The sequence below is a fragment of the Sulfuritortus calidifontis genome (assembly GCF_003967275.1).
GTDB lineage: Bacteria > Pseudomonadota > Gammaproteobacteria > Burkholderiales > Thiobacillaceae > Sulfuritortus > Sulfuritortus calidifontis.
Genome location: NZ_AP018721.1, coordinates 1,516,412 through 1,536,030 on the forward strand (window position 1 = coordinate 1,516,412; position 19,619 = coordinate 1,536,030).

Annotated in this window: 13 protein-coding genes, 1 CRISPR repeat array and 1 riboswitch (1 of these 15 cut by a window edge); of the genes, 7 read left to right on the top strand and 6 right to left on the bottom strand. The window is 63.4% G+C overall.

From position 1 onward, the window contains the following. Positions 1-3: 3 nt before the first annotated feature. Both parA and EL388_RS07975 read right to left on the bottom strand, forming a co-directional pair. Positions 4-666 carry a ParA family partition ATPase gene (gene parA / locus EL388_RS07970; RefSeq protein WP_126462075.1) on the bottom strand — a complete coding sequence of 221 codons (663 nt, stop codon included), beginning with the start codon at positions 664-666 and terminating at the stop codon, positions 4-6. A gap of 4 nt (positions 667-670) precedes the next feature. Then, the gene (locus EL388_RS07975) at positions 671-2,125 is read right to left on the bottom strand and encodes a 2Fe-2S iron-sulfur cluster-binding protein (protein ID WP_126462078.1); all 1,455 of its coding nucleotides are present in this window, start codon (positions 2,123-2,125) and stop codon (positions 671-673) included. A gap of 47 nt (positions 2,126-2,172) precedes the next feature. Here EL388_RS07975 and recJ point away from each other — a divergent pair, with 47 nt between their 5' ends. Beyond that, positions 2,173-3,873 (top strand): single-stranded-DNA-specific exonuclease RecJ, encoded by a 1,701-nt coding sequence (gene recJ / locus EL388_RS07980; protein WP_126464049.1) that lies wholly within the window; start codon positions 2,173-2,175, stop codon positions 3,871-3,873. Next, positions 3,870-5,120, top strand: a complete 1,251-nt coding sequence (locus EL388_RS07985) for an MgtC/SapB family protein (protein ID WP_126462081.1) — start codon at positions 3,870-3,872, stop codon at positions 5,118-5,120. The genes recJ and EL388_RS07985 overlap by 4 nt, the downstream gene beginning before the upstream one ends. A 19-nt stretch (positions 5,121-5,139) precedes the next feature. Here EL388_RS07985 and EL388_RS07990 read toward each other — a convergent pair whose 3' ends face one another. From EL388_RS07990 to EL388_RS08005, 4 genes are all read right to left on the bottom strand, one after another. Next, the gene (locus EL388_RS07990; protein ID WP_232019223.1) at positions 5,140-6,444 is read right to left on the bottom strand and encodes an EAL and HDOD domain-containing protein; all 1,305 of its coding nucleotides are present in this window, start codon (positions 6,442-6,444) and stop codon (positions 5,140-5,142) included. Positions 6,445-6,446: 2 nt separating this feature from the next. Beyond that, complete coding sequence (locus EL388_RS07995) at positions 6,447-8,066, bottom strand: DUF1631 family protein (protein WP_126462087.1); 1,620 nt, start codon at positions 8,064-8,066, stop codon at positions 6,447-6,449. 133 nt (positions 8,067-8,199) lie between these two features. Then, a riboswitch (cyclic di-GMP riboswitch) is annotated at positions 8,200-8,284 on the bottom strand. 72 nt (positions 8,285-8,356) lie between these two features. Next, entirely contained in the window at positions 8,357-9,790 is a 1,434-nt protein-coding gene (locus EL388_RS08000; RefSeq protein ID WP_126462090.1) for an RtcB family protein, read from the bottom strand. Between the two features lie 17 nt (positions 9,791-9,807). Further along, on the bottom strand, positions 9,808-10,245 hold the full coding sequence (locus EL388_RS08005; protein ID WP_232019063.1) for an archease: 438 nt from the start codon (positions 10,243-10,245) through the stop codon (positions 9,808-9,810). 59 nt (positions 10,246-10,304) lie between these two features. On the opposite strand from EL388_RS08005, the gene prfB reads away from it, so the two are divergent. From prfB to cas2, 5 genes are all read left to right on the top strand, one after another. Next, a protein-coding gene (prfB, locus tag EL388_RS08010; protein WP_126462093.1) for a peptide chain release factor 2 occupies positions 10,305-11,409 on the top strand; the annotation gives its coding sequence in 2 pieces (ribosomal slippage) (positions 10,305-10,385 and positions 10,387-11,409; 1,104 coding nt in all). Positions 11,410-11,426: 17 nt separating this feature from the next. Beyond that, a complete protein-coding gene (gene lysS / locus EL388_RS08015) occupies positions 11,427-13,004 on the top strand; it encodes a lysine--tRNA ligase (RefSeq protein ID WP_126462096.1) in 1,578 nt (525 codons plus the stop codon). 277 nt (positions 13,005-13,281) lie between these two features. Further along, positions 13,282-16,335, top strand: a complete 3,054-nt coding sequence (cas9, locus tag EL388_RS08020; RefSeq protein ID WP_232019225.1) for a type II CRISPR RNA-guided endonuclease Cas9 — start codon at positions 13,282-13,284, stop codon at positions 16,333-16,335. Between the two features lie 5 nt (positions 16,336-16,340). Next, positions 16,341-17,270, top strand: coding sequence for a type II CRISPR-associated endonuclease Cas1 (gene cas1 / locus EL388_RS08025; RefSeq protein ID WP_126462102.1), 930 nt, complete (start codon positions 16,341-16,343; stop codon positions 17,268-17,270). A 27-nt stretch (positions 17,271-17,297) separates the two neighbouring features. Then, positions 17,298-17,603, top strand: coding sequence for a CRISPR-associated endonuclease Cas2 (cas2, locus tag EL388_RS08030; RefSeq protein ID WP_126462105.1), 306 nt, complete (start codon positions 17,298-17,300; stop codon positions 17,601-17,603). A gap of 71 nt (positions 17,604-17,674) precedes the next feature. Then, positions 17,675-19,619: a CRISPR direct-repeat array (repeat unit 36 nt; unit sequence AGTTTACATCATCGGGATATGCGCACTGGCCGGAAC) (it continues 204 nt past the right edge of the window).

Consider the following 19,619-nt stretch of genomic DNA (forward strand, 5'->3'; position numbering starts at 1 on the left):
GCGTCAGGTATTGTCGATTCTGCGCAGCAGCGCCAGCACCCGGCGCTTGAGGAAGTCGACTTCTTTCGCCGCCATCTGGGCGCGGCTGCCCAGGCCCTCGATGCTGTGGCCCTCGGTCGCGCACTCCTTGTAGACCGTGCGCTGGCGCAGGGTCGCCGACAAGAGAGGGATGCCGAAGTCGGGCAACAGACCGATCACCTCGCGCGAGATCAGGGTATTCGGCTGCAACTGGTTCATCACCAGCCGGGCCTGCAGCGTCGGGTTCTTCTCCTGGGCCCGGAAGATGGCCTCGCGGATCATCTCCGAGGCCCAGAGATCGAGCGGCGACGGGATCACCGGCACCAGAGCCAGATGCGCCAGCTTCAGCGCGCTCTCGGTCACCGGGGCGGTCGCCGCCGGCGGGCTGTCGATCACGATGTAGTCGTATTCTTCCAGGCGCCGGCGCAACTCCTTGTGCAGCTTGCCCTCCTCGCCGGAGACGTCCTCGACGTCGGCCGGGAAGGCGTCGCCGGCGCTGGCCCAGCGCAGGGAGGTGTTCTGCGGGTCGGCATCGGCCACCATGACGCGGTGGCCGGCATCGCCCAGGCTGCCGGCCAGGAGCATGGCCAGGGTGGTCTTGCCCGAGCCGCCCTTCTGGTTGACGACTGCGATCACTTTTGCTGCCATGGCTTCACTCTATCCTTTCCATATGCCAGCCCAGCATCGACATGCCCCGGTCCAGCGCCGCCTGGCGTGCCGCCTGGAGGAACTCGGCCGGCCCCGCGGCATAGATGTCACAACGCGCGAGGTCGGGATGCTCGGCATAGATACTTTCGATCACCCGGGCCAGCCCCTCTTTTGCGAACAGCGGCTGGTAATGGAAATTGTCCAGCGCATCGCCCCAGGAGCGGCACAGGTTTTCCTGGTAGTGTACCAAGCGATCGCTGACCCAATACAGATGCATGGAATCGGCCACCTCCAGCGACATCACGTGCTGGACCAGGCTCTTGATTGGGGCGAAACCCTCGTCCCAGGCGAGGAAGATCACCGGCCGCCGAGAATCGAGCTTGACCACGAAATCGCCTTCCGGCCCGGTCAGGGTGACCGTGTCCTCCTTGTGCAGGCTATCGAAGGCCCGGCGCGAGAAGTTGCGGTTGTCGCGCCGGACGTGGATCTCGATGTGGCGGTCCTCGCAGGGGCAACTGGCAATGTGGTAGTCGCCCTCGACGCCGTCGATGCTCAGCTTGATCCGCTGCCCTGCCAGGAAGCGCAGGCGCTGGCTGCGCGGGGTAACCAGGTGCAGGGCCAGCAGGTCGTCGGCCAGCGGCTCGATATTGCGCAGGCGGGTCTGGATGATCTGTTGCGGGATGTCCTCGGCCCCAGCCACCTGGGCCTCGATCACCACATCGGTCACCGCCGTGTAGGAGCAGAGCAGGAATCCGCCATTGGCCTTCTCCGGTTCGCTCAGGACAAAGTCATAGGGGTGGACCTTCTTGACCTGGCCGGAGACCAGGCGCGCCTTGCATTCGCCGCAATTGCCGGTGCTGCAGCCGTAGTTGAGCGGGATGCCGGCCCGCAGGGCCGCCTCCAGCAGGGTATCGTTGCCCTCGACGAAGAAGTCGTGGCCCGAAGGCTGCACGGTGACATGGACCGACATGATGCGCATCACACTCTCCTCGGCCAGCAGGGATTGCCCGCGCCCGGCCTCCACCGGTGCGGCATTGAGCTGCTGGCGTAATTGATGCTTGAGCGCAAGCAGGGCCGCCGCGGGCTCGCCACCCAGGTCGGCCGCCACGTCGCCCATCTGCTTGCACAGCCAGTCGAACACCTGGTCGTAGTGCCGCAGCAGGGACCTGGCCGCACCGAATTCCTTGCCCAGCTCGTACAGGCGCTCGGCCAGCACTTCCTTGTCCGGCAGGGTCCGCTCCAGGATGCGCTTGGCGAAGGCGCGCTCCTTGATCTGGTTGACATGCGCCAGCTCGCCTTCGTCCTGCCAATGGACATCGGGAAAAACGCGCAGCAACTCCTCCAGTTCGATCATGCCATCGAAGGTATCGAGTTCGCCCTGCTGAATCATCTTTTGCAGGGCGCTGCGGGTCACGCCGACCAGACGCGCCACACGGGAGAGCGGGAGATAATGCGCCATGGAGTTATCATAGCCGCCCCGGCGCCGTTCTGATGTTCGTCGATCCCATGCTCAAGCTGAAATCCCGTCCCTGGTCTCCTGCCGTTGCGCAAAAGCTGCAGGCTGCCGGCCAGCCGCCGCTGATCGCCCGGCTCTATGCCGCCCGCGGCATCCAGGAGCCCAACGAAATCCGCCAGCGCCTGGCCGAGCTGGAGCCGCACGAACGCCTGCGCAACAGCGACACGGCCGCCGCCCGCCTGGCCGATGCCATCGAAGGCGGTGAGAAACTGCTGGTCGTGGCCGACTACGACGCCGACGGCGCCACCGCCTGCGCGGTCGCCGTCGCCGGCCTGCGTAGCCTGGGCGCCACGGTCGACTATCTGGTGCCCAACCGCTTCGACTACGGCTACGGCCTGTCGCCCGAGATCGTGCGCCTGGCCGCCGAGCGCAGGCCCGATCTCATCGTCACCGTGGACAACGGCATCGCCGCCCACGCCGGGGTCGACGAGGCGAAGCGGCTGGGCATCGAGGTCATCGTCACCGACCACCACCTGCCGGGCGACACCTTGCCCGAGGCCCTGATCGTCAATCCCAACCAGCCCGGCTGCGGCTTTCCCAGCAAGCATCTGGCCGGGGTTGGCGTCATGTTCTATCTGCTCGCCGCCCTGCGCGCCGAACTGCGCCGGCGCGGCCGCTTCGCCGGCCGGGAGGAGCCCAATCTGGCCGAGCTGCTCGACCTGGTCGCCCTGGGCACGGTGGCCGACGTGGTCCGGCTCGATGCCAACAACCGCCTCCTGGTGGCCCAGGGCCTCGGCCGCATGCGCCGCGGCCTCGCCCGGCCCGGCATCGAGGCCCTGTTCCGTGCCGCCGGCCGCAGCCCGCAGCGGGCCAGCGTCTACGACCTGGGCTTCGTTCTCGGCCCCCGGCTCAATGCCGCCGGCCGACTGACCGACATGAGCTTGGGCATCGAGTGCCTGCTCGCCGGCGACGCGATGGCGGCCGAGCGCCTGGCGCGCGAACTCGACCGGCTCAATCGCGAGCGGCGCGAGATCGAGGCCGAAATGCAGGAACAGGCCCTGGCCCTGCTCGAAGGCATCGACGTCGCCGAAGGCGCCAGTCTCTGCCTCTATGACCCGGCCTGGCACCAGGGTGTGATCGGCCTGCTCGCCTCGCGCCTGAAGGAGCGCCATCATCGGCCGACCATCGTGTTCGCCGACGGCGGCGATGGCCTGATCAAGGGCTCGGGCCGCTCCATCGCCGGCCTGCATCTGCGCGATGCCCTGGACCTGGTCGACCGCCGCAATCCCGGCCTGATCCTCAAGTTCGGCGGCCACGCCATGGCTGCCGGCCTGACGCTGAAAGCGGCCGATTTCCCCCCCTTCGCCGAAGGATTCGAACAGGTAGCCCGCGAACTGATCGCGCCGGCCGAGCTGGAACGGGTGATCGAGACCGACGGCCCGCTGGCCGGCGAGGAATGCACCCTGGCCAACGCCCTCGCCCTGCATCAGGGCGTGTGGGGCCAGGGCTTCCCCCAGCCGAGCTTCCATGGCGAATTCGCCGTGCAGTCCCAGCGCCTGATCGCCGACAAGCATCTAAAGTTGAAAGTGTCGGACGGCGCCATCGCGGCCGAGGCCATGCTGTTCAACCACGCCGAGCCCCTGCCGGAGCGCATCCAGGCCGTTTATCGGCTGGACGTCAACGAATACAACGGCACCCGTTCGCTGCAACTGACTCTGGAGCACTGGGCTCATGGAGCACACAACCCATGACTGAGTTGATCCAGACCTTGTGGCCCTGGTCGGCCTTCGTCATCAGCCTGGCCATCGGCCTTCTGATCGGCCTGGAGCGCGAACGCTCGCCGGCGGCCAAGGCCGGCCTGCGCACCTTCTCCCTGGTCGCCCTGGCCGGCACCATCGGTGCCCTGCTCGGCGACAGGACCGGCCAGCCCTGGCTGCTGGCGGCCGGCCTCCTGATCCTGGGCGGCATGATGATCGCCGCCTATCTGCGCGGCGAAGAGGCGGAGGATCCTGGCACCACCACCATCGCCGCGGTCGTGGTCTGCTATGGCCTGGGCGCCATGATCTGGTATGGCCTCTACGACATCGCCGTCGCCCTGGCCATCACCGCCACCGCCCTGCTCTACTTCAAGACCGAACTGCGCGGCGCAAGCCAGCGCCTGTCGCGCAAGGATCTCGTCTCGATCCTGCAGTTCGCCGTGCTCTCCTTCGTCATCCTGCCGGTGCTGCCCAACCAGGAATATGGCCCCTACCACGCGCTCAATCCCCATCACATCTGGCTGATGGTGGTATTGATCTCCGGCCTGTCGCTGGTCGGCTACGCCGCCCTGCGCCTGGGTGGCCACCGTTACGGCACACTGCTGACCGGCTTCTTCGGCGGCACCGTCTCCAGCACCGCCACCACCCTGGCTTTCGCCCGCAACAGCAAAGAGAACCCCCATCTCACCGGCATCGCGGCGCTGATCATCCTGATCGCCAACCTGGTCGTCCTCCTGCGCATCTCCATCGTCATCGGTGTGGTCATGCCTGGCCTCTGGCTGCCCCTGAGCAGCATGCTGCTGGGTGGCCTGCTGGCCGGATCGGCCTTCGTCTACCTGCTCTGGCGGCGCCAGGAGGAGCGGCCCGCGCCGCCGGAACTGGTAGTCGCCAACCCGGCCGAGATCCGTTCCGCCCTGAGCTTCGGCGGCTTGTTCGCGCTGGTGCTGTTCGCCGCCGCCTGGCTGAACGATGTGGTCGGCAAGCAGGGCATCTATGCCGTCGCCCTGATCTCGGGCCTGACCGATGTCGATGCCATCACCCTGTCCAGTTTGCGCCTGTACGAGTTGGGCAACCTGGGAACCAAGCAGACGGCGGCGACCATCTTGATCGCCCTGCTCGCCAACATCGTGTTCAAGTGCGCCATGGCCAGCGGCATCAGCGGCCTCGCGCTGGCCCGACAGATCCTCCCGGGCATGGCCGCCGTGGCCGGCGGCCTGGCCGTGGCCTGGTGGTTGATTTAGTTTTCCCGAAACAGCCGGCTCAGGTGAGCAGTTCTTCGGCCCAGATCAGGGCCTCGACATGGGCCAGGTTGACCTCTTCGGCGGAGCGGCCGACCCGGCCGGCCAGCGCCTCGACCGCCTCCTGATCGAACCCCTCGCAGGCCTCGGCCAGCAAGAGATAGGGCGCGTAGGCCCCGCTACGCTGAAGCAGGCCGTCGACCACGCCCTGTGGCAGATGCAGGCCGTCGATGGCGCGCTGCATGGGCAGATTGAGCAGGGCATCGATCAGCGAAAGCATGCCCAGGATGAACAACCGGCCGCGCTCGGCCATGGGCACCTGGCCCTTGCCCAGGTTCTCGACCAGCCGCGCACGCACCACCGCGTTTCTCAGCAGGGCCTGGCTGCGGGCGTCCGATTCGCCACCGGCGAACAGGAGCAAGGTCAGCCAGCGATACAACTGCTCGTGACCGAGGTACATCAGGGCATGGGCAATCGACTGGATGGGCTGGTTCAGCATCAGGGCGGGCGAATTGAGATAGCGCAACAGCTTGTAGCTCAGCCCGGCATCGGTTTTGAATTTCGCCTCGACCTCGGCGATCTCGGCGCCATTCATCACGCTGTTGAGCAGGTCCATGAGCCGGGCCCGACTGCCATACAGGCGGTGCGCCGCGGCCGGCTGCAGGCTGGCCAGGTGATAGCCCTGGAACAACTGGAAACCGGTCTTCTTGCAGGCCCGGAATGCCTCGTCGGTATCGACCCCGGCGGCAACGATGCGAGCGGCCGGATATTGGCCGCGAGCGCGGTCGTAACGCTGCGCCAGCGCCAGGGCATCGCCCTGATTGACGTCGATCCGCACATAGCGCCAGATCGCCGCCGGCAGGGCGGCGGCTGCGACGCTGTCTTCGTCGTTGAGGGCCAGGCGCGCACCGAGGCTGGCGAGATCGAGCAGGCGATCCCGGCCGGCCGTCGACAGCGCGGCAAGGTCGCGCACCACGAGCACGATGCTCGCAGGCAAGCGATCGAGGGACAGGCCGGTCAGGCTGGCGGCATCGACCGCGAGGAAGCTCAGATAGCGGTCGCCCAGGGCCTGCTGCAGGCCCGAGGTGCGGGCACTGGCCAGCAGCCATTCGTCGCGCATCTGCTGCAGGCTTTGCGCCCCGGCCGCCACCGGCACCGGGACGTTTTTCTGCACGCCGAACTCATAGCCGATCAGCCGGTGTCCGGCGTCGAGAATGGGTTGCCGGGTCAGAAAGCGCAGCGGGCCGGAAGCGCGCGCTGGCGATTTGTCCGTGCCGCTGCGCCCAAGCAATTGCAAATGACTCGCCGGCATCTCCTTTTTCACCATGATCAAGCCACCTTGCTGTCGGGGTTCGCCTTGGTTTCGGCTGTCTTGTTCCGGGTGGCGCGCATCAACGTGGCATGGCATTTCACCAGGTCGCCGAAGAACTTGCCGCGCACTTCGCTGGCCAGGTTGGCCTGCGCCATCAGCCCCTGAAGGCGCTTGAGCAAGCCCGGCAGGGCGGCGGCCAGCTCTTCACGACGCTGCCGCCAGCCGGCCGGCTCAAGGCTGCCGATCAGGTCGGCCAGAATTTGCGCTGCCTCTGTGGCATCAGTCTGGCGCACCAACTCGGGTCCGTGCATCAGCAGGAAGGATTCCATGGCACCGGGGATGCGGCGGCCTTCGAGCGCATGCCGGATCATCGCTTCGGCTGTAGCGGCATCGCCAAACTGGCTAGCGCCATCGACTGCGGCAGCAGGATCCAGCCCGGGCAGCGCGGCCAAAGCCTGACGGAAACCCTCAGCCAGATTGTCCTCACGCTGTTGCAGGCCCTCGATCAGGGTCGCGACCTCGGCCTTGACCGCCACGGTCTGCGCCGCTTCGCAGCCGGCCAGGACGATCAGGGCGTCCAGCAATTGACGCACCGGGTGCGCGCCCTGGCGCAATACGCCCTCGGCATCCTGCAAGGCGGCGCGCAGCACGACCAGCTGCAGACGGCCGATGCGCACCTGCCAGTCGGCGGGCACTGCAGCGGTGAAGACCCGGGCCTCGAACCATCCGGCCGCCCAATCCAGCGCCACCCGATCCGCCGCGCTCAGCTGCAGGCTGGCGGCCTGCTCGATCCGGCGCAGGATCGCCATGCCCGCGGCCAGCGCCCCGGCATCCAGCCCGAGCAGGCGGGCAGCCTCGGCATCGCCGTGCCGCCAGCCAGCCAGCACCTGGGCCAGGGTCTGGCCCTGCGACGGCGTCGGCTGGCTCAACGACTGCCGCATCAGCCAGTTCTGGCAGACGGCGGCGACGGTGCCGGCCTGGCCCTTGGCCGGCAGGCCGAGTTTCAACTCGGGCAGCACCTGGCGCTCGAGCAAGAACTGGTTGAGCGCCTGATAGACCGGCTTGACCTGCTGCGGCAGATATTCGGCCAACAAGGGCAGCAGGCTCTGGCGGATCGCACGGACCAGGCCGGCTTGGCGCATGGCCTCGATGGACGCCGCCCCGATCAATTGCGGCGCCACTGGCGACTGCCGCCAGCCCCGCGTGCCGGTGATGGCATCGAGGCGCCGCTCCAGGCTGTAGAGCTCGCCCTTGCAGGCCGTGGCGATGGCCTGGGCCAGGGTCTCCGGCGCCGCGAAGTCGTAATGCACGTCCTCGTCCATCAGGCCGGGCCGCTGCGCTGGCGCCGTCGCGGTCTGCCCGGCCTTGTCCCCGGCCGGGTCGGACAGCGCGGCATATCGCTCCCTGAACGCCGCTTCCAAATCGCCCCGTCGATGTCGCAGGACACCGATGGCTTGTTCATACAATTCGATCGCGCTGTCCGGCCCCACCCAGGGCCTGGCCTCGATCAGGCCGTTGAGGGCATCGCCCAGTGTCACGGCAAAGGCCGAAGGCAAGCAGGCGACGGCGGCATCGCGGCATTGGCCGACCAGCGCGGCGGCATCCGGCGAAAGTTGATTCAGATTCGATTCCTGCATGGCCCGACCTCCTGACCCGAGAGCGCGATCTTCGGGTCCAAACACCGCTGCGTTGCGGCAAAAATCAGGGCAATGCAAACAGGCGAATGCCTGCGAAGATGGGTGGCGCGCACCAACGCGCCACGTTTGGCCACCTAGCGGTCCCGCTGTCGTAGGGTCGCCCCCTTAGACCGGTAACTTTGCGTCCCCGCCTTTCGACGGGTTTGCCCTTGTAGGTTGCGGAATCGCTTCCGCAGGCGCTATTAAACCTCCTCCCCTGCCGGGGCTGTCAAGCCGCGCGATTACGCAGTTCAACCCTTGATGCAGACCTTGGGCCGCAGGAAGGCCACGCGCCGGGCAAGGCCGGCCTTTTCCGTGGCTTCGGCCACGAGGTCGACGTCCTTGTAGGCGCCGGGCGCCTCTTCCGCCGCGCCGCGCATGGACTTGGTGCGGATCAGGATACCCTGGCCCTTGAGCTGCTCGATCAGTTCCCGGCCGCGCCATTTCTTCAAGGCGGCGTTGCGGCTCATGGCCCGGCCGGCGCCGTGGCTGGCCGAGGACCAGGCGCGCCGTTCGCCCTCGGCCGTGCCGGCCAGCACGTAAGAACCGGTGCCCATGCTGCCGCCGATGATCACCGGCTGGCCCACCGCCTGGTATTCGGCCGGCAGCGCCGGGTGATTGGGACCGAAGGCGCGGGTCGCGCCCTTGCGGTGGACATAGAGCATCCGGTCCTTGCCATCGACCCGGTGTTTTTCCAGCTTGCAGGTGTTGTGCGAGACATCGTACAGCGTGGCCAGATGGCTGCCCGGAATCACCCGGGCGAAGACCGCGCGCGTGAGGTGGGCCAGGATCTGCCGGTTGGCCAGGGCCACATTGATCGCGGCATTCATCGCGCCCAGGTATTCCTGCCCCTCGGGCGAATTGATCGGCGCGCAGGCCAGTTCCCGGTCGGGCAGGACGATGCCCAGCCGACTTGCCGCCTTGGCCAGGGAAACCAGATAGTCGGTGCCGATCTGATGTCCCAGGCCGCGCGAGCCGCAATGGATGGAGACCAGCAGCTGGCCTTCGTGCAGGCCGAAGGCCCGGGCGGCCTGGGTGTCGAAGATCTTTTCCACCACCTGCACTTCCAGGTAGTGGTTGCCCGAGCCCAGGGTGCCCATCTCGCCACGCTGGCGCTTCTTGGCCAACTCGGAGACATTGCCGGGCACCGCGCCGCGCATCTTGCCGTGTTCCTCGATCAGGGCGAGGTCGGATTCACTGCCATAACCCTGATGCACCGCCCATTCGGCGCCGCCCAGCATGACCTGGTCCAGTTCGTGGCTGGACAGCTTGAGCGCGCCCTCCTCGCCCACGCCGGCCGGGATGGCCTGGAACAGGGCGTCGGCCAGTTGGGGAAACTGCGCCGCGGCGTCCTTGAGCTCGAGATTGCTGCGCAGGCAGCGGATGCCGCAGGAAATGTCGAAACCGACGCCGCCGGCGGAGACGATGCCGCCCAAGTCGGGGTCGAAGGCGGCCACCCCGCCGATGGGAAAGCCGTAACCCCAATGGGCATCGGGCATGGTCATGGCCGGGCCGACCAGGCCGGGCAGCTTGGCCACGTTGGTGATCTGGGTCAGCACCATGTCGTCCATGGTCCGCAAGAGCGGCGCGCTGCCGTAGAGCAGCACTTCGGACCGTACCTCGCCCGCCGCCCTGGGCACGGTGAAGCAGTAGTCGTCGAGCTGCCTGAGCCGTGCCATGTCCATGGTCAAACCCTTTTCAATCAGACATCTACGATGCAGCGGGCCAGCCAGCCCTTCGTCCCCTGCTCCACCTTCAGCATAGTCAGCGTGGCGCCCTTCACCTCGGTGCCGCGCTCCGCCCCGGGCCGCCAGGGCATGCCCCAGGCCCGGCCCAGCCAATGCGTGTCTGCGTGTTCCAGCTCGAAGGCGCAGAAGACCAGGCCGCGCAGCCGGGCCTGCGCGAGCAGCTGGTTCAGCCAGGTCACCAGGGCCAGCTCCAGGTCGGCCTCCTCGAACTCGACGGCCACCTCCTGCTCGGGGAGCACCGTGGCCGGCTCGGCCATGATGGCGAACATGCCGAGGGCGGCGTTGGCAAAGGCCTCGTCCACGGTCTTGCCCCGGGCCTCGATGCCGATGTCGGCCTCGTGGTCGAAATAGCGGTAACGGCGGGTCATGGCGGCGGCAGGACTGGGGCTCAAGGCTGAAGACGGCTATAATTTTGCGTTTTTTCCGCCCCGGTAGGAAATCAGGAATTCAAATGGAAGCCGAACAGCTCAATCAGATCGAGAACCAACTGGCCGACCTCGCCCGTCGGACCAAAGAGCTACGGGGGTATCTTTGACTACCCGGGCAAACGCGACCGGCTAGACGAAGTCATCAAACTTACCGAGGACCCCGCCCTCTGGAACGACGCCAAGCAGGCCCAGGAACTGGGGCGCGAACGCAAGTCGCTGGAGGCCGTGGTGCTCACCCTGGAAGAGGTCGAGCAATCCCTGAAAGACACCGGCGAGCTGTTCGAGCTGGCCCAGATGGAGGCCGACGAGGACACCCTGCACTCGGTCGCCGCCGATCTCGCCGGCATCGAGAAGCGCGTGGCGGAGCTGGAATTCCGCCGCATGTTCGCCAACCCCATGGATCCCAGCCCCTGCTTCATCGAGATCCAGGCCGGCGCCGGCGGCACCGAGGCCCAGGACTGGGCCAGCATGCTCGAGCGCATGTACCTCAAGTATTGCGAGCGCAAGGGCTTCAAGGCCGAACTTCTGGAAGAATCCGAGGGCGAGGTGGCCGGTATCAAGAGCGCGACCATCCGGGTCGACGGCGACTACGCCTACGGCTATCTGCGCACCGAAACCGGCGTGCACCGCCTGGTGCGCAAATCGCCGTTCGATTCCAACGCCCGGCGCCACACCAGTTTCTGCTCGGTCTTCGTCTACCCCGAGGTGGACGACTCGATCGAGATCGACATCAACCCGGCCGACGTGCGCACCGACACCTACCGCGCCTCCGGCGCCGGCGGCCAGCACATCAACAAGACCGACTCGGCCGTGCGCCTGACCCACATCCCGACCGGCATCGTGGTCCAGTGCCAGAACGACCGCTCGCAGCATCGCAACCGCGATGAAGCCTGGAAGATGCTGCGCGCCCGCCTGTACGAACTGGAACTGAGAAAGCGCCAGGCCGAGCAGCAGAAGCTGGAAGACGCCAAGAGCGACATCGGCTGGGGCCACCAGATCCGCTCCTACGTGCTCGACCAGTCGCGCATCAAGGACCTGCGCACCAACCACGAAGTGGGCAACACCCAGGCCGTGCTCGACGGCGACCTGGACGATTTCATTCAAGCCAGCCTGAAACAGGGCGTATAAGCCAGAGAGTAGCCGCCATGAGCGAAGAGAACCTCCAGCCTCAACAAGAAGAAAACGAAGTTTCGGCGAAGGCTAATATCGGCGAAGCCGATGTTAAGTCCGCACAAGCGGACGGCCAAAGCCAGAACCAGATCATCGCCGAGCGTCGGGAGAAACTGGCCAAGCTGCGCCAAAACGGCGTCGCCTTCCCCAACGACTTCGAGCGCAAGCACCTGGCCGCCGACCTGCACGCGCAATATGGCGAGAAGAGCAAGGAAGAGCTGGAAGCCATGGCGGTCGAAGTGCAACTGGCCGGCCGCATGATGCTGAAACGCGTGATGGGCAAGGCCAGCTTCGCCACCCTGCAGGACAAGAGCGGCCGCTTGCAGATCTACGTCTCCAACGACGTCACCGGGCTGGACGCGCACGAGGCCTTCAAGCACTGGGACCTGGGCGACATCCTGGGCGTGACCGGCACCCTGTTCAAGACCGGCAAGGGCGAGCTCACCATCAACGCCAAGTCGGTGCGCCTGCTGACCAAGGCCCTGCGCCCGCTGCCGGAGAAGTTCCACGGCCTGACCGACACCGAGCAGAAATACCGCCAGCGCTATCTCGACCTCATCACCAACGACGACACCCGGCAGACCTTCATCCGCCGCTCGAAGATCGTCCAGGCCATTCGCGAGTTCATGGCCGGCCAGGACTTCCTCGAAGTCGAGACGCCGATGATGCACCCCATCCCCGGCGGCGCCTCGGCCAAGCCCTTCATCACCCACCACAACGCGCTGGACATGGAGCTGTTCCTGCGCATCGCGCCCGAGCTTTACTTGAAGCGCCTGGTGGTCGGCGGCCTGGAGCGCGTGTTCGAGATCAACCGCAACTTCCGCAACGAGGGCCTGTCCACCCGGCACAACCCCGAGTTCACCATGATGGAGTTCTACGCGGCCTACATGGAATACAAGGGCCTGATGGACTTCGTCGAAACGCTGCTGCGCGAGGTGACGATCAAGACCACCGGCACCGCGGCAGTGAACTACCAGGGCACGGTGATCGACCTTGCCCAGCCCTTCGCCCGGCTGACCGCGCTCGAGGCCACGGTGCAGTACAACCCGGAGCTGGCCGGCCAACCGCTGGACGACATCGACTTCGTGCGCGCCGAACTGGAACGGCGCAAGATCCCCTACCGCAAGCACGACGGCCTGGGCGGTCTGCAACTCACCCTGTTCGAAGAGACCACCGAGCACCAGCTGATCCAGCCGACCTACATCATCGACTACCCGGTCGAGACCTCGCCGCTCGCCCGCGCCTCGGACACCCGGCCTGAGATCACCGAGCGGTTCGAGCTCTACATCGCCGGGCGCGAGGTGGCCAACGGCTTCTCCGAGCTGAACGACCCCGAGGACCAGGCCGAGCGCTTCCGCAAGCAGGTCGAGGCCAAAGAAGCCGGCGACGAAGAGGCCATGTACTACGACGCCGACTACATCCGCGCCCTGGAATACGGCCTGCCGCCCACCGGCGGCTGCGGCATCGGCATCGACCGCTTCGTCATGCTGCTCACCGACGCGCCCAGCATCCGCGACGTGATCCTGTTCCCGCAGATGCGCAAGGAAGACTAGCGCGCATTGGAAACTAAAACCCGGTCATTCAGGCAGCGCATGGTCGAACTGACCTTAGCACCAGTTGACCCTCCGTCACCATCGGCAGCTTTCTTTCGGCTTCAATAGGGTGCGGCCCGAGAGGCCGAAATGAATCGGGGCCGCATATAGCGGCCCCGCATTTGGTGCATCTCTCAGCTTGTTAGCGGACAGAGCGCATATCCCGATGAAGTATGCGCCCTCAAGTTATACTTACAGACAACAAAAATCAATACACGGAGGCGGCAAATTGTCCAAGATGCGCTATCGACTGGCTCTGGATATCGGTTCCACATCCATCGGCTGGTGCCTGCTTCGCCTAGACGGCGATGACAAACCCGTCGCGATCATTCGCATGGGAGTTCGTATTTTCTCCGACGGCCGCAATCCAAAGGACGGCACCTCGCTTGCCGTCACCCGACGCAACGCCCGCCAGATGCGACGGCGGCGCGACCGCCTGCTCAAACGCAAAGAGCGAATGCTGGCCGCCCTAACCCGTTTTGGTTTCTTCCCCACCGATGAAGTTCAGCGTCGTCAATTGGTGAACCTCGACCCCTATGCCCTGCGCAAGAAGGGGCTCTATGACGCGCTGAGCGGACCAGAGTTTGCCCGTGCGCTGTTCCATATTAACCAGCGGCGCGGCTTTCTGAGCAACCGGAAGACCGACAAGAAGGACAGCGATAGCGGTGCCCTGAAAAAAGCCATCAAGGATTTGCGCGACAAGCTAGCCCAGGAAAACTGCCAGACCCTCGGCGAATGGCTGGCCAACCGCCATGAGAACCGCTTGAGCGTTCGCGCCCGCCTGCGCGGCAGAACCCAGAAGGACAAGGCCTACGATTTTTATGCAGACCGGGCGATGATCGAACATGAGTTCGACGTACTGTGGGCCAAGCAAAGCAGCCTTAACCCCGCCTTGTTTAATGAGGCGGCCCGAAAAGAACTCAAGGACATCCTGCTTCATCAACGCCCGCTCAAGCCGGTCAAACCGGGCCGATGCACATTGCTGCCAGACGAAGAACGCGCACCGCTGGCCTTGCCTAGCACGCAGCGCTTCCGCATCTACCAGGAAGTCAACAATTTACGCCTGCTTACGCCAGACCTGCGTGAACAGGCCCTGACACTGGAACAGCGCAATCAGGTCGTCCAGCTTCTCGAACACCAAGGGGAAGTCCGATTCACAAAAATCTTGAAGGCGCTAAAACTACCCGGCACGACCAAATTCAACCTAGAGGACATCAAGCGAGACCGGCTCAAGGGAAATGCGACATCGGCCGCCCTTGCCAAAGACACTTGCTTTGACGAGCGCTGGTACAGTTTCGACCATGCCATGCAAGACGACATCGTCGACAAACTGCTGAATGAGGCGAGCGAGTCGGCATTGGTGAGCTGGCTGCAAGAACATACCGGCGTGGATGAAGCAACCGCAGAGCGCATCGCCAATACCAGCCTACCCGAGGGTTATGGCAACCTGAGCCGGGCCGCGCTGGATCGTATCGTGCCTGAGCTCATCAAAGATGTCGTGATGTATTCCGACGCCGTCAAGCGGGCAGGCTTCGATAGCCACAGTGCGCTGTCTTATATCCAGCAAACAGGCGAAATCATGGATGCCCTACCCTATTACGGCATCCCCCTGCGTCGCCATGTTGCCTTTGCCAAGGACAACCCACGCAACGACGAAGAGCGTTATGGCAAGATCGCCAACCCGACCGTGCATATTGGCCTCAACGAGCTGCGCAAGGTGGTCAATGCCCTCATCAAGCGCTATGGCAGGCCCAGTGAAATCATTGTCGAGGTCGCACGCGAACTCAAATTGAGCCGTGAAAGAAAGCTGGAAATCCAAAGAGAACAAAAGGAGCGACAGGAACTCAATGACAAGCAGGTTGCCGAAGCCTGCGTAGTGTTGGGTTTGACCCCGACCAATTTAGATCGGGCCAAGCGGCGCGAACTGTCGCAAAAGATGCAACTATGGGTCGAACTCAACTCCAAGAATGTCGCCGACCGCCAGTGCCCCTACACAGGTGAGCAGATCGGCATCGAACGGCTTTTGTCCAACGAAGTCGAGATCGAGCATATCCTGCCCTACTCGATGACGCTGGACGACAGCATGAACAACAAGACGGTTTCGCTACGCCGCGCGAACCGGGACAAGGGCAACCGAACCCCATACCAGGCATTCGGAGAGATCTCGCAGCCAGGATACGACTACGAGGCCATCCTCCAACGTGCGGCGCTCATGCCGCGCGAAAAAACCAAGCGATTCGCGCCGGATGGCTACCAACGCTGGCTAAAGGAGGACAAGGACTTTCTGGCCCGCGCCCTGAACGATACCGCCTATCTGTCGCGTATCGCCAAGGAATATCTGTCCCTCGTTTGCCACCCGAACAAGGTGCGGGCCATTCCCGGCCGCATGACCGCCTTGTTGCGCGGCAAGTTTGGCCTCAATCAATTGCTTTCCGGCACCGAATCTAAAAACCGCAACGACCACCGCCACCATGCTCTGGACGCTGCTGTCATCGGCATCACCGATCAAGGCCTGTTGCAGCGCTTCGCGCAGGCCAGCGCCAGCGCACGGGTAAAACAGTTAGATCGGCTGGTTGAGGAAATGCCGCTACCATGGCCATCCTATCGCGAACATGTCGAGAGGGCGCTTGAAAATATTATTGTGAGCCATAAGCCGGATCATGGCTATCAGGGCGCCATGCACGAAGACACCGCTTGGAGGTTACATGGCAATGGCGTGGTGTCCAGGAGGATTAGACCGGAAGACGGCGGCCCGCGACAGCGCGAGATCAAGAATAAAAGTGTGATAGCGATAGCCAGCACCCGGAACCCCGAGCGCCACGGTTTGGATGAAAATGGCAGCCCAAGGGCCTATAAGGGTTATGTCGGCGGCAGCAATTACTGTATCGAAATCTGGCGGGACGAAAAGGGCAAGTGGGATAGCGATGTGATTTCCACCTTCGAAGCTTACCAGCTGATACGCCTGCACGGTGAGGCTGAAGGAATCAAACGGCTCAGAAATCCATCCTACAGCCTCTCTGGAAAACCACTGGTCATGCGCTTGATGATCAACGACCTGGTGCGGCTCAATCTGGGCGGCAATACCAAAACCATGCGCGTCGTTAAAATTGGTGGAAATGGCCAGATGTTTTTTGCCGAGCACAATGAAGCAAACGTTGATGCCAGAAACAAAGACGACGGAGACTCATTCAAATATGTCTCAAAAATCGCGGGGTCGCTCCAGACAGCCCAAGGCCGCCGAGTTACCGTCTCCGAGATCGGCGACCTGCGCGACCCGGGATTTAGGGGATAAACAACATGATCGGCCGCATCGTCGAGGTGGCCGACGACAAGCGGCACCTGTTCGCCTCGCGTGGGTTCATGGTGGTGCAGGACACCGAGGGCGAGCGTAAAGAACTTGGGCAGGTACCGCTGGACGACATCGCCGCCGTCATCGCCAATGCCCATGGCCTGAGCTACACCAACAACCTCCTGGTGGCCTTGACCGAGCGTGGCGCCCCCTTCGTACTGTGTGCGGCAAACCATAACGCCATCGGTATGCTCTGGCCGGTGGCTGGCAATTTCCAGCAGGCCAAACGATTCGATGCCCAGATTGCGGCGACGCTGCCCACCCACAAACGTCTCTGGGCCGAGGTAGTGCGTAGCAAACTACAACAACAAGCCGCCGCCTTGGAAGCGGCTGGCGCCCCCGTCGCACCGCTGGCCGCATTGACGAAAAAGGTCCGTTCCGGCGACCCCGACAATCTGGAGGCGCAAGGTGCCCGGCGCTATTGGGGCCTATTGTTCGGCAACGACTTTCGGCGCGACCAAAACGCAAGTGGCATCAATGCTATGCTTAATTATGGCTATACCGTGCTGCGTGCCGCCACGGCCCGTGCCGTGATTGCCGCCGGGCTCCACCCGACCCTTGGCCTGCACCACGCCAACGAAGGCAATCCCATGCGCCTGGTAGACGACTTGATGGAACCCTTTCGGCCCATTGTCGATCTGCATGTCTGGCAATTGCAACGCATCGGTGAGGCCAGTATCACACCGGAAACCAAGCGATCCTTGGTCCGTACCTTATACGACGACATGCAGACCAATTCCGGCGCCACGCCGGTCATGGTCTGCATGCAGCGACTGGCCGTTTCTTTAGCCCAGGTTTATCTCGGTGAGCGCGACAAGCTCGACCTTCCCTTGCCAGGGCTACCACTGTCCATGGCCGCAAGCCTGGCCGACGACTGACATGCCATGCTCAGCGGATATCGACTGATGTGGGTGGCCGTCATGTTCGACCTACCCGTGGTCGAAAAAACAGAACGCAAAGCAGCAACCGACTTTCGCAACACCCTGCTGGATATGGGTTTCGAGATGGCCCAGTTCTCGGTGTACATGCGCTTTTGCACCAGCCAAGCGCAAATCGACACCTACTGCAAACGGGTGGAAAAAGCCTTGCCGGATGGCGGCAAGGTCAATATCCTCATATTCACCGACAAGCAATATGAGCGCATCATCACCTATCAAGGCAAAGCCAAGCAGGCCGCGAAAAAATCGCCCGACCAATATGACTTGTTCTGACACCCAGGCCGATTTTTGGGGCCCAAAAAGACAAAAACCCGCTGACAAGTCAGCGGGTTATGTCACATCGAAGTTTACATCATCGGGATATGCGCACTGGCCGGAACGTTACAGGCACACCTGGTAGTGGCAAAACTAGTTTACATCATCGGGATATGCGCACTGGCCGGAACTCGGACTGGACGATCTCGCGGGCCGTCTCGAGTTTACATCATCGGGATATGCGCACTGGCCGGAACCCGACGGTGAGCCGATCGCGTCTGGCACGGAGTTTACATCATCGGGATATGCGCACTGGCCGGAACTTGCAAGGTTCAAAGTTTTTGAACCATACTAGTTTACATCATCGGGATATGCGCACTGGCCGGAACAGCAGGGCACGACTGCTGAGGTGTCCCCGGAGTTTACATCATCGGGATATGCGCACTGGCCGGAACTGCACGGCGCCCGCTACGCCAGCCCGGTGGAGTTTACATCATCGGGATATGCGCACTGGCCGGAACGCAACAAGCGATATGTGAGTGCCAACATCAAGTTTACATCATCGGGATATGCGCACTGGCCGGAACATGGCAATGATGTCAGGGCCGATCGTATTTAGTTTACATCATCGGGATATGCGCACTGGCCGGAACAGATGGCCAATCCTCGAACCTGGTCAAGACAGTTTACATCATCGGGATATGCGCACTGGCCGGAACACATGATCGACGAATATGAGGAGGCCGTGAAGTTTACATCATCGGGATATGCGCACTGGCCGGAACTCTGCCGAGATTGCGGAGGCCACTAAGAAAGTTTACATCATCGGGATATGCGCACTGGCCGGAACACCATCCAGTGACGAATGCCTACACGGAGTAGTTTACATCATCGGGATATGCGCACTGGCCGGAACAGTCGTCACCACGTTCGCTGCAGTCAGCGTAGTTTACATCATCGGGATATGCGCACTGGCCGGAACAAGGCCCGCGAATCGGTGCTGGAGGCGGGTAGTTTACATCATCGGGATATGCGCACTGGCCGGAACGATCCTTTGGCCATTGAGCATTCGACGTTGAGTTTACATCATCGGGATATGCGCACTGGCCGGAACGTGGTCTAACTGTCGCTTCGAGCGGACCTGAGTTTACATCATCGGGATATGCGCACTGGCCGGAACCTACAAGGAAGTGCTAGATGTCGATCTGCCAGTTTACATCATCGGGATATGCGCACTGGCCGGAACTGGCCTTGAGTTGAGGGTTTTGCCTGGTAAAGTTTACATCATCGGGATATGCGCACTGGCCGGAACTGTCTGCGCCGGACAGCGCCGATGTGCTGCAGTTTACATCATCGGGATATGCGCACTGGCCGGAACGCCGGCGAGATCCTGGCGGCGGCAGATAAAAGTTTACATCATCGGGATATGCGCACTGGCCGGAACACCCGTGGCCGTCCGTTGTTTGGGCGGTTCAGTTTACATCATCGGGATATGCGCACTGGCCGGAACCGGCGGCCACGCTGCACGAAGCCACCGGCCAGTTTACATCATCGGGATATGCGCACTGGCCGGAACGTGGGCTCAGCGCCGGTTACGCCAGCGTCAAGTTTACATCATCGGGATATGCGCACTGGCCGGAACTGGGCGATACCGTCCATAATGTAGTCGTAGAGTTTACATCATCGGGATATGCGCACTGGCCGGAACTATTCCCTCTCGATCAGGCTGGCGCCCTTGAAGTTTACATCATCGGGATATGCGCACTGGCCGGAACTGGCCCTGCCTGGCGCACGATGGGCCTGCCAAGTTTACATCATCGGGATATGCGCACTGGCCGGAACTGCGCCAGCACCTCGGCGCGGGACTGCTGGAGTTTACATCATCGGGATATGCGCACTGGCCGGAACAAACCGGCGCAAGTCGAGCAAGCCATCGCCAGTTTACATCATCGGGATATGCGCACTGGCCGGAACGGAGCGCTGCCGAATGGTTGGCTTGTGGTGAGTTTACATCATCGGGATATGCGCACTGGC